This window comes from Winogradskyella sp., from assembly GCF_028282165.1.
Taxonomy (GTDB): domain Bacteria; phylum Bacteroidota; class Bacteroidia; order Flavobacteriales; family Flavobacteriaceae; genus Winogradskyella.
The window spans coordinates 1-16,535 of sequence record NZ_JANQIM010000039.1; the positions used below are offsets into that span (position 1 = coordinate 1).

A 16,535-nucleotide genomic window follows, 5' to 3' on the forward strand; every position below is an offset into this window, starting at 1 on the left:
GCGCAGCGTTAGGTCGATCGATGTGAGACCGTCGGGAACACCGTCGTCGCAGACCTCCAAGGGATCGGGCTCTGCAAAAACTGGCAAAGGGTGGACGACAATTTCTAATGCTATTTCTGTAACACAACCTTGTCCGGTATCAGGTATAAACGTATAAGTGGTAGTTGTGGTGTCATCTAAGGCTGGACTCCATGTTCCGGTAATTCCATTATTTGATGTAGTTGGTAATGGAGACAACACATCTCCTATACATATCGGGTTAACGGCATCAAAAACAGGTATTATATTAGGAATTACAACAATTTCTAATGTTACAGTTTCTGCAGCTTGCCCAGGGTCTGGTGTAAACGTATAAGTGGTAGTTATGGTATTATCTAAAGCTGGACCCCATGTTCCGGTAATTCCATTATTTGATGTAGTTGGTAATGGAGACAACACATCTCCTTCACAAATAGGATCTATGACATCAAAAACAGGAGTCTCTAAGAAAAAGTCCCTGTAATCGAAGTCAGTAGTTATTGGGACAGCATTACTACCGTTATCCAAAGTATCATCATCAGTATCCAATAACAAAAAGTTTACGCCATCAAATGCTAGCCCATTTACGTCGGTATAATTATCGGCCGCTTCAACCGTTACATCATTGTCTAATCCATTTATACCTGTGATACCTGAAAGTGAAAAACCTGTCTCATTGGAATCGAGTATAGCATCATTATCACTGTCATTATCTAAAAAATCTACTTCATCAGCGTTATCTGTATTTACTGGATTTAAGCCCAGTCCTGTATGAGTATAAGTACCTGAAGCATTAGAGCCAACTCCCGCCTGTGAATCATCGTAACGGTCGTCTAACCCATCCATATTAATATCGGTAAAACCAGCATTTGGAGCACCACTTGGAGGAATATAATTAGCGGTACTTTGGGCTTCTATATTATCTGGTATGCCATCGTTATCACTATCCAAATCCTTGTGATGAAATATCCCGTCAGGCAGATCAGTTGCCAAGGCATACTTTATGGCATCAATGGAGGCAAAATCGTCACCAGATGATGGGTTCTTAGACAAAACCAAGGTCAATTTGGAAAAATTGATATCCGATACTAACCCAAAAAATAGTTCAACACTATGACCTAGAATTAATGAGGTGTTATTAACACCATCCATTAAAGTCGCAATACCAGAGGCATCTAAACCCACAGCATTTGCGGTAAACGTGGCAATTTGATTGTCATCAAGTAGGATAGATGTTATATAAATAGCATTATCCGTATCAAAATAATCAATAATTTCAAAGCCAGCTGCTCTGACAGGATTATCGAAAAAAACATCGAAAGTAACTTCTGTGCCACTAGCATCAATTTGATAATTTAATGCATTCCCTGATATATTATCAGCGCCACTAACTTGATTAGTGGTTAAACTTATGGGTTCAGTCCCTGTATTTGATGTAATGATGTTTAACCCTGCACCCGTAAAATTAGGTTCTACTCCTGCAAAATCATCAACACTATTGATCTGTGTTACACCCGAGTTTAACACTGCTGTTTGCCAATCTGATGATGCTAATCCAGAATTATCAGCAACACTATTTATATACAAGGAGGTTCCTAAAGTTACGACTTCCCAATTTTCAATACCTTTATAGGAAGAGTCAATAGTGTCTAAAATACCATCGTTGTCATCGTCTAGATCACATGTGTCAAAAACTCCATCACCATCTGTATCTGTAGAATCTACTTCAATTGTCAATGTTATTGTATCAGTACACAGGCCAGCATTTGGTGTAAATGTATAAGTCGTTGTAACTGTATTGTCTAAAGCTGGGCTCCATGTTCCCATAATACCGTTGATTGATATTGTTGGTAGTGGTTGTAACGCTTCACCAGCACATATGGCATCTACAGCGTTAAATATGGGAGTTGTAACAGGGTTTACTACAATTTCTAGAGTATTTCCTATCACACATCCTTGACCAGCATCAGGGGTAAAGGTGTAGGTTGTCGTACTTGTATTATCTAAAGCCGGGCTCCATGTTCCCGTAATTCCATTGTTAGATGTAGTAGGCAGAGGCGCAAGGGTTTCTCCTTCACAAATTGCTGGTATAGCATCAAAGATTGATGTTGTATTTGGTGTTACAACAACCTGTAGTGTTGTGGTTTCACTACACTGATCATTTGGGGTAAACGTATAGGTCGTTGTTGTTATATTATTCAATGCTGGGCTCCAAGTTCCCGTTATTCCATTATTCGATGTGGTAGGGAGAGGTGCAAGTGTATCGCCTGCACAAATTGCTGGTACGGCATCAAAAATTGGCGTTTCTACAGGCAAAACGCTAATTGTGATATCTTCAGTAGTGGTCTCACCACAATTATCACTAATGGTAACTGTATACGTTGTAGTCACCATAGGCGAAAGGGTTGGATTAGCTATATTAGGATTACTTACACCTGTGGTTGGACTCCATGAATAGGTGTCGCCACTTGGTACAGTAGCATCAACATCGTATGTATCGCCCAAACAAATGGTTTGATCTTCAAACAACAGGTTGTCTACAAATGTTATATTATTAAAACACACCCGATGCTGATTTGAAAAACCTCCTGTAGATCCTACAAAACCAAAAAATACACTTTCATCTCCATTGAATATATTCGCTTCTATATCAAAATTTAGACTTAATCTTAATTGACAATCAAAATAAACATCGAGGGTTTGTGCTAAGGCGTTCCACTGTATTTTTATTTCATGATCTAAACCATCTTCAATATTTCCACTTGTAGCACTAGCCTGAACGGGCCCTGCTAAATTAGCTACCGGATTGTTGTGAAATGGATCGCCGTCTCTTTGTATGGCAATATGGTCAAATACTGGGTCACCAAGCACGCCAACACCAGCACTGTTGTTTTGAAAGGTATCAAATTCTACGATTAACGATTGTGTAATACCCTGATAACCAAGACCTCCACCAAGACCTCCAATCAATGGGTTAACATCCCTCTTGAAAACCAATGCCATACCATCTGCTCCATCGAAGTCTTTAGTACCAAAATTATTTTGATAGTAAATCGTGAAGTCCTCATCAAAATCTATGGGATTGTCGTACCAAACGCCTCCAGATTGGTTGAGTAAATCTGGAGTGATCGTATAACAATTACCTCCTAAATCTATAGCATTCCCTATAGTTGTAGCATTAAGTTGCGCATGTACTTCTCCAGCAACCAGAGAAATACATAAAAATATAAGCAGTTTAAGATCTAATCGACATTTTTTCACGTTTAAATATATAGATAAATTTGTGTAATAAAGGATAAATTTACGTAATAGGGTTTCCTTTCGATAAGAAGGTCTTAAAATCAGCTATTGTGTAGCACTTGTATAGTAGATGTATAGGTTGATTCGGTTTTTTAAACATAATAGGATAAAATTAATTGTGGTTTTCTCACTGCTTGTTTTCTATTATTTCTGTTTACCAAATCAGTTATTTAAAGATCCAACTGCTACGGTTATAACAAGTGACACTGATGAATTATTAGGCGCTTTAATCGCCGATGATGGGCAATGGCGGTTTCCTGAAACAAATAATGTTCCCGATAAATTTAAAACTTGTATTTTGCTTTTTGAAGATGAATACTTTTATAAACATCCTGGATTCAACCCCATCTCCATCTTTAAAGCTTTTAAAGAAAACTTAAGCTCTGGTTCAGTAAAACGAGGAGGAAGCACTATTACTCAGCAAGTCATTCGCTTATCCAGAAAGGGACCATCAAGAACTTATTTAGAAAAACTTAAGGAGCTTATTTTGGCTACGCGACTAGAATTTAGACTTTCTAAGGACGAGATCTTAAAGCTATATGCTAGCCATGCACCGTTTGGTGGCAATATTGTGGGTGTTGACGCTGCTTCTTGGAGGTATTTTAACCGTAGTGCTTCTGACTTGTCCTGGGCAGAAAGTGCTACTTTGGCTGTACTTCCTAATGCGCCAAGTTTAATTTACCCAGGAAAAAACCAAAAGCGATTATTAAATAAACGAAATCGTTTATTAAAAAAATTATTTGAAAATGGCTCAATAGACCAATTGACTTATGAGCTTTCTATTGTAGAACACTTGCCACAAAAGCCATATCCACTTCCTCAAATTGCGCCACATTTACTTCAAAAAATTTCTAAAACACACAAAGGTCGACACGTAAAAACCACTCTAAGAGTTAATCTACAAGAACAAGCCAATACCATCGTAAAACAGCACTACGATCTTTTAAAGCAGAATGAGATTTATAATATTTCGGTATTGGTTTTAGATATAGATACACGAAAAGTATTAACCTACATAGGCAACTCTCCTACAGATAAGGCTCACCAAAAAAGTGTAGACATTATCGACAAACCGAGAAGCACAGGCAGTATATTGAAACCTTTTCTTTATGCAGCAATGCTAGACAGCGGTGATTTGTTACCAAATACCTTGGTGGCAGACATCCCTACTCAATTTGGAAGCTATCAACCTGAAAATTTTGATAAATCCTATGATGGAGCCGTGCATGCGAATCGGGCATTATCACGCTCATTAAATGTCCCTGCTGTGCGCATGCTTAAAGATTTTGGGCTAGATCGTTTTTACTATTATCTACAACAATTAAAGCTAAAGGATTTAAAATACAATGCTAATCACTACGGTTTGTCGTTAGTGCTTGGAGGCGCAGAGAGTAACCTATGGGACTTATGTAAAAGCTATGCTGCTATGGCATCGACACTAAATCATTTTAACGCTAATTCTAGCCAGTACTTTACTAATGAGTTTACCCAACCTATCTATAATTCTGAAAATACTGTTGACTTCGGAAAGTTAACTTTAGAAAAAAATGTTTTTGATGCTGCTTCTATTTATCTCACGTTTGAAAGCATGAAACAAGTTAATAGACCCAATAGTGATGAGAGTTGGGAATTCTACGATTCTTCTCAGGACATCGCTTGGAAAACAGGAACTAGTTTTGGCTTTAGAGATGCTTGGGCCATTGGTACAACCAAAGATTACGTGGTTGGTGTTTGGGTTGGCAATGCTGATGGCGAAGGGCGACCAGGGCTGGTAGGCATACAAACTGCGGCACCTATTCTATTTGATGTTTTTGGCGTATTACCTAAAAGTGAATGGTTTGCCAAGCCCTATGATGAAATGATCGAGGTGAGTATATGCAAAAAAAGTGGTTATAGAGCTTCTTCAACATGTGATGAGACTGAAATGAGATATATTCAAAATAGTGGACAAAAAACGGAACCGTGCCCTTTTCATCAATTGGTTCATTTGGATGTTCATGGACGGTTTCAGGTTAACTCATCTTGTGAGGTGGTATCAAAAATTAAAAATCAACCTTGGTTTGTACTGCCTCCTTTACAAGCCTATTACTTCAAAAATAAAAATCCGTTCTATAAAGCACTTCCGCCTTACCGAGAGGACTGTACCGAATCTATTGCTGTGAGTATGGAATTCATTTACCCTAATCGGCAAAACACTATATTTTTACCTAAGGATTTTGACGGTAACACCAACGATTTAGTGCTTAGAGTTGCACACTCCAAACCAGAACTAGAATTATATTGGTATATTGATAATCAATTTGTTGGCAGCACAAAAGATATTCATGATATGGCTATTTTGCCCGAAGAGGGCGAACATGTCATTACTGTTGTTGATGAGTTGGGTAATGAGTTAAAACATAAAATTACAATTTTAGAGTAGTCCCTATTCTTTTACAAATCCCTATTTTTGTACTCTAAAAATTCATAAAATGAGTACAATTCAATTTATCCATTCTGGCTGGGCTTATGTTGTATTACTTGTCTTGGTACTAGCTACCTTTAATGCTTTGATAAAGTTTTTTGGCAATAAGGAGTTTGATGCCAAAGATTTCAGGATTTCCTTATTTGCTTTGATTACGATGCATATTCAATTACTAATAGGAATCATACTTTTCTTCTTAAAAGATTATTTTGGCACTATAAAAGAAGTTGGTGGTATGGGTGAGGTTATGAAAAATTCTGAACTAAGAAACTTAATTATAGAACATCCATTAACCATGGTTATAGCTGTTACTTTAGTTACTATTGGTTATTCAAAGCATAAAAAGAAATTAGTATCTAAACCAAAGTTTAAAATGCTAGCCATTTTTTACACACTATCGTTAATATTGGTTTTAGCTAAAATTCCTTGGAACCTTTGGTTTTAAAAGATTGAAAAAGGCGTCAATTTAGATTGACGCCTTTTTTATATTTAGTTTTTTCTAACCTTTAGTCTGTTCTGTGCGCGCTGTTTCATCGACTTCTTTTATCAAATAAACATAGACTGGGAAGTGATCACTAAAACCACCTGTAAAACCACCATCGGCAAAACTTCTAAAGGGATAGCCTTTCCATCTTCCTCGTTTATTGAACATATATGATGGATTATAAATCCCTGCTTTCCAGAATCTAAATGACGAATAATCATCATCTAACAATGGCTTGGTCATCATAATTTGATCAAACAAACTTAAAGCATCCCTATAAGCTGTAGTTCCCCATCCCTTATCGGTAAACATCCTCTCATAAGGGTTATAGATACCTTTAAATGGTACTTTCTTTTTGTCTTTTTTTGCCTTTAAGACCTTTTTTACACTTTCATTAGTCGGGTCATCATTTAAATCGCCCATAGTAAAAATTTTAGCATAGGGATCTACAGATTGTAAAGAATCTATGATATGTTTATTTAACTTGGCTGCACCAACTCTTTTAGAGCGACTTCTTGCCTCCCCACCACTTCTAGATGGCCAATGGTTCACTATGATATGAATTAAATCACCATCTAATTTTCCACTTACCAATAATTGATCTCTAGTGTAAACGCGTTTTCTAGTGACATCATCATAAATCAATAATTCATGCGAACTAGACTCAACAGGTTTAAAAAGGGCCTTTTGGTACAACAAAGCAACATCAATACTTCTCTTATCTGGGCCATCGTAATGAATAATACCATAATCCTTACCTAATAACAACGGATCATTCACCAAGTCTTCGAGAACATCTCTGTTTTCAATTTCGCAGACACCAATTACTGCGGGCGAGTTATTGGCTTTATCCGCACCAATACTGGCAATGACTCTTGCCATATTCTTAATTTTCTTCTTGTAAACTTCAGAACGATTGGCCTTCATCTCCATTATAGGACTTGCCTCATCAAATTTTAGAGGGTCATTGATTGTATCAAATAGATTTTCTAAATTGTAAAATGCTACTGTATGAATTTTAAAGCGCTTTTCTTCTTGTGCCCAAGTATTTGAAATACAAACTATTGAAAATAAAAGAAGGAGAGATTTTAGTAATTTCATCTGGATAATCTTTTTGTTTAATTAGGTCAGATGTAACACCTTTGTTAGAGTTAGCACAATACGCTTACTTTTTTTGTAGAGGTGTTTCATGATTGATATATTATCTAATTGTTATATCCTTGTGCAAATTGCTTGCCAAAAGTATGTAATTATTATAAATGATGTAAATTTGCACGCCTTAAATAACTATTATTTAATCTACTGTAACAATCAATTTAAAATTAGGCATGAAAAAAAGTTTTTTACTCTTTCTGTTCGGAATTGCCTTTTCTCTAACAAGTTTTGCACAACAAACTGTTGTTAAGGGAAGTGTTCTGGACGGAACTACAGGAGAACCTATTCCTGATGTAACAATTACTATCGAAGAAACTGGGCAAACCCTTAAGACCGATGCTAAAGGTGAGTTTAGTTTTACTCAGAATGTTCCCTTGGGCGAACAAGTTCTGAAAATTGAAAAAGTAGGTTATGTTACAAAACGTTACCCGATCATTGTCAATGAGGGACAGACCGTAGATATAAGCGGTATGACGCTCGATTTTGATACGAGTGACAAAAATGATTTATTCATTATTTCAATTTCTGATGATAATTTAAATGGTGAAGACGACGGTATAACAGACAATATTTCTGGTCTGTTACAAGCTTCTAGAGATGTGTTTCTCAACGCTGCCGCATTTGACTTTAGTGCTACCTTCTTTAGACCAAGAGGTCTAGACAATGCTAATGGTAAAGTGCTTATTAACGGTGTTGAAATGAACAAACAATTTAACGGTAGACCTCAATGGGGAAATTGGGGAGGACTAAACGATGTACAACGTAATCAAGAATTCTCCATGGGAATGTCTGCCAATGACTATAACTTTGGTGATTTAGCTGGTACTAACAATATCATGATGCGCGCTTCAAAATACAGAAGAGGAGGTCGTATTTCTTATGCCTCTGCTAACCGTACTTTCCAAGGTAGGGTAATGGCTAGCTACAGTTCAGGTCTTTTAGAAGGCGGTTGGTCCTATTCTGTATTAGGTTCTAGACGTTTTGGTGAGGAAGGTTTTAGAGATGGAACGTTATACGATGCTAATTCGTTCTTTGTAGCCGTAGAAAAACAGATTAACGATAAACACAGTCTAAACTTTACCGGAATTTATGCCCAGAACAGACGTGGTCGTTCTACAGCGATTACTGATGAAATTTTTCGATTAAAAGGAAGAAGATACAATCCATGGTGGGGAATTCAAAATGGCGAACAACGTAACTCAAGAATTAGAGAAATAGACGAACCCATTTTGATGCTTAATCATTATTGGGATATCTCATCTAAGATAAAATTAAATACTAATGTTGCCTATCAATTTGGTGAGATTGCCAATACTAGAATTGATAATGGCGGTACTAGACTTTATGAAGATGACAATGGGGAATTTGTGTTTTTGGGAGGCGCTCGTAATCCAGATCCAACCTATTACCAACTATTACCAAGTTATGCCTTACGAAATCCAGATCCTACGCCCAATGATTATCAAGATGCTTTTGAATTGCAACAGGATTTCTTAGAAAACGGACAAATGCCTTGGGACAGCTTTTATGAAACAAACCTAAGACCATCAAATGTTGATGGGAACTCTACGTATGTCATTCAAGCTGATGTGGTAAGAGATCAACAGTTCACATTCAACACTATTTTAGATGCTGAACTTGCAGATAATATAAGACTTAATGCTGCTCTAAACTATAGAACCCTTAAGAGTGAAAACTTTGCAAGAATAGAGGATCTTCTTGGAGGTACGGGTTATCTAGATGTAGATTTCTTTGCCGATGAGCAAGATAATGCTATTGATGATGAAGTTGCTGGAAACCTTGCTCAGAGTGATTTAAGAAATCCTAATCGAATTGCCGGAGAAGGAGACCGCTACAAGTATAATTATGAAATGAATGCCGATGTTATTAATGCATTTGCCCAGGCACAATTTAAATACAACAAAGTAGATTTTTACGTTGCAGGAAGCATCTCTCAAACATCCTATCAAAGAGTTGGTCTATATGAAAACGGTTTCTTCGCTGGTGGCGGCAACGATGGTTCCTTTGGAGAAAGCGACCAGCTAGATTTTACAAATTATGGCGTTAAGGCCGGCTTTACCTATAAAGTTACTGGTAAACACTTAATAGACTTTAATGGAAGTTATTTCACTAAGGCTCCCCCAATAAGAAACGCGTTTAGTAATGCTAGACAAACCAACGCTACTGTAATTGGTTTAGAAAGCGAAAAAATACAATCCGCTGATCTTAGTTATATTTTTAGATCACCAATAGTAAAAGCAAGAGTTACTGGTTTCTATAGTGGTTTTCAGGATGGTTCTGATATAGGATTTTACTTCACAGAGGATATAGCGGGATTGGGTGTAGAGCAAGATGCTTTTGTACAAGAAATCCTAACCAATATCGAAAGGCGACATATTGGAGTAGAGCTCGGTATCGAAGCACAGGTAACACCAACTATTAAGTTAAAAGGTGCTGCTTCTGTTGGTCAATATACCTTTCAAAATAATCCAAACTTATATTTGACAAGTGTTGACTTTTTAAACAGACAAGGTGTTGATCGTGAAGTTACATTTGGTGACGGAACTACTCAATTGGATGGTTATCATGTTCCGGGCGGTCCTGAACGAGCTTTTCAAATCGGTTTTGAATATAGAGATCCAGACTTCTGGTATATAGGAGCCACAAGCAACTTCTTTTCTAATGCGTATATAGATGTAAGTAACTTAGCCAGATCTGCTAACTTTAGCTCAGATTTTGACGGTAACGCCTTCAATGATTATGATCCTGATGTGGCTAGGGGTTTGCTCCAACAGGAACAATTTGATGACTACATGCTGGTAAATCTTATTGGTGGTAAATCTTGGAAAATAAATGACTACATCTTCGGGTTCTTTGCGACCGTAAACAATGTCTTTAATGAAGAATATATAACGGGTGGTTTTGAACAATCACGACTGGCCAATTTTAGACGTATGCGCGAAGACCAATCTAGACCTAACGGCCCTTTATTTGGCCCTAGATATTTCTTTGGTAATGGTACTACATACTACCTCAATGTATATGTAAGATTTTAAAAAAAGCTATGATAAAACAATATAAAAACAAAAAAATGAAGACTTTAAAAATTAACCAAATACTGCTATTAATCATAGGTTTAGTAGTGTTTAATGGATGTGTTGAAGATGACGACTTTGACACTCCTAATACAAATATTGTAGAACCTGTAATAGACGGAACAATTATAGAAATTGAGGCTGTTAAAGCTCTATTAGAGCAGCAACAGGCAGCTGGAGAAAGCATATTTGAATTTGAAGAAACCAACAGCTACGTTCAAGGTTATGTAGTTTCTAATGACGAAGGAGGTAATTTCTTTGAAGAGATTGTTATTCAAAATAATTTCCAAAATGCTTCTGCTGGTTTAAAAGTATTAATTAATGTTAGCCCACTTTTTGGACGCTACGAGGTTGGTAGAAAAATCTATGTAAAGCTAGATGGTTTGGCTGTTGGACTTAGTAATGGAGTCGTGGCAATTGGTGAACCACAAGGTAGTGATCTTGAAAAGATTTCTTCGGCCCAAGAAGATGATTTTATATTAAGGTCGGCCGAAATTCAAACCATAGTGCCTAATGTTAGAACATTAGCTCAAATCTCTGACGATGATGTAAACACATTAGTCCAGTTAAGTTCAGCTCAAATTACACAATCCCAACTAGGTTTAAGTTATGCTGGTGAGTCGACAGATGAGTTTGATGGTGACAGAATTCTTGAGAGCTGTGATGCCGATGGTGGTTTCATTTTAATGCAAACCAGTACTTTCGCAGACTTTAAGGCGCTTACTTTACCTAGTGGTGCAGGAAGTATTACAGCAGTTCTATCAAAAGATTTTTTTGGTGAGCAGTTTACAATAAACATTAATACTCCCGAAGATGTTAATTTTGTTGGTGACAGATGCGAACCTTCTTTACTAAATCCTAACATACAACCTACACTTACCTTTAGCAATGTTGTATCGCGTTGGGAACAAGAAGGTGGATATGTAGAATTTGGTTTAGATGAAGCACCTGCTATAATTGAAGGTTATGTTATTTCGAGTGATGAAAGTGGCAACTTTTTTGAGGAATTAATTATACAAAACTCGACCGATGGTAATGATGCTCAAGTAACATTAGAGGATGGCGATATGCCTCCTAATCCTAGATTAGGGTTTAGAGTTTCCTTAGACAGACAAGATCTTTATCAAACATTTCCTTTTGGTAGAAAGGTTTACATTAGACTGAATGGTCTTGCAGTCGATGTTGAGAACGGAACTTTTAATATTGGCTTTCCAAATGTTTCAGAAATTGTTCAAATCCCAGATGGACTAGTTGATGAGTTTATAATTCCTGGGGAGGTCATTGAAGATATTTCTCCAAGAATGATTTCAATTTTAGGGGTTACTGAGAGTGATGAAAACACCTGGCTTCAGTTTAGCGATGTACAGATAAATAGAAACTTATTAGGATTGACCTATTCAGCTGAACCTGCTGATAATTTTGACGGATTAAGAACTCTTGAGAGCTGTCTTGAAGAAACAGCTTCTATAGAATTACAAACTAGTACATTCGCCGATTTTAAAGCACTGCCAGTACCACAAAACAGAGGGGATATTCAAGGTGTATTCACGAGAGATTTCGGTGATGATTTTAATGTAATAATTATCAATAGCCCTGACGACATAGACTTTAACAATACTGATAGATGTGACCCAGACTTTTTAGACTGTACAGATCCTTCTGGAGGCGGTTCCGCTATTTTTGAAGAAGACTTTGAAGGCTTTGGCACTTATGCTTCTGAAGGCTGGGACAATATTAACATTAGTGGTACTGATACCGATTGGTTTATCAGCAGCTTTAGTGGTAATTTTTACTCACGAATTTCAGCGTTTAATTCTGGCAATGCCGAAGCTAATGTTTGGTTGGTAACACCTGCTATTAATATGGACGGGACGACTGGCGAAGAATTATCATTTGATGTACAGGCTAGCTTTGATAATGGCACTAATCTGTCGGTTTGGGTATCTACCGATTATGCCGGCGATCCAACAACTGCAACATGGACTTTACTAGATGCAGCTATCCCTGTGGGTCCAGCAAGTACTTTTGGTAATTTTGAAACTGTGGGCCCAATCAATGTCTCATGTGTTGATGGTGATATGGTTGTTGGATTTTTCTACGAAGGTTCTGACTCTAGTGCTACAACTAGATATCATGTGGATAATGTGGTTGTTACTGGTAACTAGAAAATATCTTAATTAAAATATCTGAGCCGCTGCATTTTATTGCAGCGGCTTTTTTTATTTTTAGGCTTATGTTAGATCGTTACTATATTTCTGTTTTTAACTATTATAAAAAAAGACTTGGGAAACGCAGTCTTAAAATAGCTCTATTCTATATTGACTTTTTAGAGCTTTCTATCTATTTGTCACTAGGTGCGTTCTTTTTTGCTTTTGTAAAGCAAATGAACTTTATTAATCTTTCTTTCGGAAAATTTTGGACGATTTATGGTTTAATTTCTGTATTTGTTATATCTAAAAATTGGTTGCGCTACAGTGGTAAAAAACGAAATGTGCTTAACGCTAAACTAAAAGCTAAAAAGACTCCTATATTTTTATTATGGATTTTACCTTTTGGATGTCTTATATTGGCTTTTATACTTCTACAAGTAATTTAGGATTAAATGGTATAGTAGGTTTTACATTTGATGCCCTCGATATATTTTTGTTGTTGCAATTGCCCATAAAATAAAAACGCTGTCCAAATTGGACAGCGTTTTAAATATATTACAAGGGATTTCTGTTATTTTGATTTCATTGCTTTCTCTGCACATTTTTTCTTACATGCCTCACTACAGTCTTCTTTACTTTTACCATCCGCATCTTTGGCACAAGCTTTTTTGCATAGTTCTTCACATGTCTTTTTTTCAGAATCAAAATCATCCACAATCTTCATGTCTTTAACTTTGTACACATCACCTGCCTTACTAACTGCTTCTTCTAAAGACTTTGGTGTCACCTTTGCTTCATCATACTCCACCATTGCCAATCGTTTGTCAAAATCTACTTTTGCAGATTTTACGCCTTCCATCTTTGCCATTTTCTTTTCAATTGTTTTGGCACAGCCCATAGCACAAGTCATACCTTCAATACCAAACTCCACTTTGGCATAAGTAGCATTAGGGTCTAAAGTCTTTGAAACATCATTATCAGCAACTTCAACATCTACTGTTTTAACTTCTGGTTGATCATTATTTTTACAAGAAACAAAAGCTAAAACCATAATTGCAACAATACATATATTCTTAAATGTCTTCATAGATACAAACTATTAAATTTTGGCTAAAACTAATAAATATTACCATTTCTTGCGAAGGAATTAACGATTTTTGTGATTTCTTGACAACGTTTCTGTATGAAAAATCCCAACATAAAATGGATTTACCTTTTTGTTCTTTCAGTTATATGGGGAAGCTCCTTTATTCTAATTAAGAAATCGCTTTTGGGCTTAACGCCATATCAATTGGGTGCGCTCAGAACAATTATAACAGGTGTCATTTTACTCTCAACAGGATTTTATCATCTAAAAACTATTCCTAGATCGAAATGGAAATGGTTGTTTATTTCAGGGCTCTTGGGTTCTTTCATTCCTGCCTTTTTCTTTGCTATTGCAGAAACTGAAATAGATAGTGCTGTAGCTTCTATACTTAATTCGCTTGTACCTCTCAATACCATTTTATTAGGCTTTGCAGTGTTTAAAATTGTCTCGACTAAGCGTCAGGTACTTGGTGTTATTATAGGATTTATAGGTACTGCTATATTGATTTTAAAAGGCTCCGCACTAAACCCAAATCAAAATTATTTGTATGCAGGATTTGTCATTGCATCGACTTTGATGTATGCGGCAAACGTGAATATTATAAAACGGTATCTACAAGATGTAAAGCCTCTGGCTATTGCTGCAGGTAATTATGTATTCATTATGATTCCTGCCTTAGTCATTTTACTTTTTACCGACTTCTTTACTACTGAAAGACTTAATAATCCCTATTTGTTAAATTCATTACTCTATGTGACTATTCTTTCTGTATTTGGTACGGCATTGGCCAAGGTTGTTTTTAATAAACTGATTCAAATTTCTACTCCAGTATTTGCTTCATCCGTAACTTATGTGATGCCGATAGTAGCTTTAATCTGGGGCATTTTAGATGGTGAGTCGTTTAGCCTAATACAGGCTTTGGCTGCTTTGCTAATATTAATCGGTGTTTATTTATCCCATAAAGGTAGTGTACAAAAAAACCGAAGCTAGTGGGCTTCGGTTTTTTTTATCTCTATATTAGATTATTATAATATTCTAATTGAAATCTTCAGCGGTTACCCCTTCATTGACTTTAATATCGGTAACATCTAATTCTATAACTTGAGGTCCATTAGCAATTTTCCATTTACCTGGCATCATAACACCATTAACCTCTTTATAATTTGATAAGTCTGTAATTGATTTAATGGACTGCCCTTGGGCTTCTTGGGTTTCTTCTGTTCTTACTAAATAACCTGTCTCTACATCATAATATCTGAAAGATTCTTTTTCGTCTTTTGTAACTTTTACCTTATAAACATCCGTTCCTTCTATTGTTGTTAAACTTTCGAGTTCTATGTTTGAAGGTTCCATAAATAATTCTGGGAAGAGTCCTTTAGTAGATTTTCTTGATGCAACATCTTTTTCTTCCATAGGCACTTTACGTCCTTGTTGTTCCATGTAACCGTTTTCGCCATCAAAGTTTTGCTTCATTACTGTACCCATCCCTTCTACAATCATCTCCATAGAAAATTTATTTGGTGACATTTGCTTTAATATGGCCTTGGGTTTAAATGGCGCCCCTTGAATGGTTACATCTGCATTAGTTAATGTAGAGTTCACTTTTCTTAAGCTATCTTCTCCTCCAATTGCTTTTACATAGTTTTTAATAACCGTTTCTGCTGTTAAACCTTCTGGTAACGGCTTGGTAAAAACTGGCTTTTCAGTCTTATTGGCATATTTATCATAGTATAGAATAGGTATACCTGTTTTCTCTAAGTTATCTAAAACTTCGCTTCCTTTACCAACAATAACAATTCTTTGATTGGCGCCTAAGTATTTGTTTGCTACTCTTGTTACATCTTCTACACTGACATCATTTATTTTCTGTAAATATGTGGTGTAGAAATCTTGTGGCAAATCGTTGAGTTTAATATTAAGCGCATAGTTAGCAATTGTCTGTGGACGCTCTAATCCCATTATAAAATTACCTACATACTTTGCTTTTGAATCTTTTAGTAATTGTGCATCTACAGGTTCAGTCTTAATGCGTTTTATTTCCTTTAAAAATTCAACAACAGCACTATCTGTTACTTCGTTTCTTACTTTAGCAGAAGCATTAAAACGCCCTAAGCCGTATCTACTTGCCCCCAAACTTGAGTAAGCCCCATAAGTATATCCTTTATCTTCACGAAGGTTTTTAAACAAATAGCCTTCGCCACCACCACCGAGAATATTATTGGCAATTAATGCTGCATGGTAATCCTTATCATTCATTTTTAAATCTACATTATTAGTTACATAGATGCTAGATTGCGTTGAACTAGGATTGTCCACAAAATTGATCTGTCTATACTGTGCATTTGGTGCTGCTGGTTGTAATGGAATGGATATATCTACTGCATTTTCCCATTTCCCAAAATGCTCTTTAATCTGTTTTTCAACTTCTTTAAACTCTACATCACCAATCACAACTAAATACGCGTTATTGGGGTTAAAATACTTTTGATAGAATGCTAGTATGTCTGCAAAAGCAACATTATTTATGGTCTCTTCTGTAGTATATTCTCCATAAGCATGATTTTTACCATAAGCTAAAACATCTCTTACTCTTCTACTTATGGCGTCTACATTCTTTTCTTCTGACTTTATGCTTTCGATAAGTTTTTCTTTTTCTTTTTCAAACTCTTCTTCTATCAATAATGGGTTTATCGCAGCATCAGCCATTAATTCCAAAATACGATCGGCATATTTTGATAAGGAGCTTGCAAATCCACCAGAAAAACCAAAACTTAAATTAGCA

Annotated in this window: 10 protein-coding genes; 6 read left to right on the forward strand and 4 right to left on the reverse strand. The window is 36.2% G+C overall.

Features of this window, described 5'->3' with window-relative positions; all coding sequences use genetic code 11:
• Positions 1-3,279, reverse strand: a 3,279-nt coding sequence (locus Q0972_RS15525; RefSeq protein ID WP_299367407.1) for a hypothetical protein, incomplete at its 3' end; no start/stop codon positions are given.
• Between the two features lie 109 nt (positions 3,280-3,388).
• Between Q0972_RS15525 and pbpC the strand changes: the two genes are divergently transcribed.
• Both pbpC and Q0972_RS15535 read left to right on the forward strand, forming a co-directional pair.
• Positions 3,389-5,740, forward strand: a complete 2,352-nt coding sequence (gene pbpC / locus Q0972_RS15530) for a penicillin-binding protein 1C (RefSeq protein ID WP_299367410.1) — start codon at positions 3,389-3,391, stop codon at positions 5,738-5,740.
• Between the two features lie 49 nt (positions 5,741-5,789).
• Entirely contained in the window at positions 5,790-6,227 is a 438-nt protein-coding gene (locus Q0972_RS15535; RefSeq protein WP_299367412.1) for a hypothetical protein, read from the forward strand.
• A gap of 54 nt (positions 6,228-6,281) precedes the next feature.
• On the opposite strand, the gene Q0972_RS15540 is transcribed toward Q0972_RS15535, so the two are convergent.
• On the reverse strand, positions 6,282-7,367 hold the full coding sequence (locus Q0972_RS15540) for an endonuclease/exonuclease/phosphatase family protein (protein WP_299367415.1): 1,086 nt from the start codon (positions 7,365-7,367) through the stop codon (positions 6,282-6,284).
• Between the two features lie 227 nt (positions 7,368-7,594).
• On the opposite strand from Q0972_RS15540, the gene Q0972_RS15545 reads away from it, so the two are divergent.
• The 3 genes from Q0972_RS15545 to Q0972_RS15555 all read left to right on the forward strand — a co-directional run bounded on the left by Q0972_RS15545 (position 7,595) and on the right by Q0972_RS15555 (position 13,186).
• Entirely contained in the window at positions 7,595-10,477 is a 2,883-nt protein-coding gene (locus Q0972_RS15545; RefSeq protein ID WP_299367418.1) for a TonB-dependent receptor, read from the forward strand.
• 35 nt (positions 10,478-10,512) lie between these two features.
• Entirely contained in the window at positions 10,513-12,681 is a 2,169-nt protein-coding gene (locus tag Q0972_RS15550; protein ID WP_299367420.1) for a DUF5689 domain-containing protein, read from the forward strand.
• A gap of 373 nt (positions 12,682-13,054) precedes the next feature.
• A complete protein-coding gene (locus tag Q0972_RS15555; protein WP_299367423.1) occupies positions 13,055-13,186 on the forward strand; it encodes a hypothetical protein in 132 nt (43 codons plus the stop codon).
• Between the two features lie 51 nt (positions 13,187-13,237).
• Here the strand turns inward: Q0972_RS15555 and Q0972_RS15560 are convergent, their stop codons facing one another.
• Entirely contained in the window at positions 13,238-13,753 is a 516-nt protein-coding gene (locus Q0972_RS15560) for a heavy metal-associated domain-containing protein (RefSeq protein WP_299367426.1), read from the reverse strand.
• A gap of 96 nt (positions 13,754-13,849) precedes the next feature.
• Here Q0972_RS15560 and Q0972_RS15565 point away from each other — a divergent pair, with 96 nt between their 5' ends.
• Entirely contained in the window at positions 13,850-14,743 is an 894-nt protein-coding gene (locus tag Q0972_RS15565; protein ID WP_299367429.1) for an EamA family transporter, read from the forward strand.
• Positions 14,744-14,788: 45 nt separating this feature from the next.
• Here the strand turns inward: Q0972_RS15565 and Q0972_RS15570 are convergent.
• A partial coding sequence (locus Q0972_RS15570; RefSeq protein ID WP_299367432.1) for an insulinase family protein occupies positions 14,789-16,535 on the reverse strand: 1,747 nt, incomplete at its 5' end.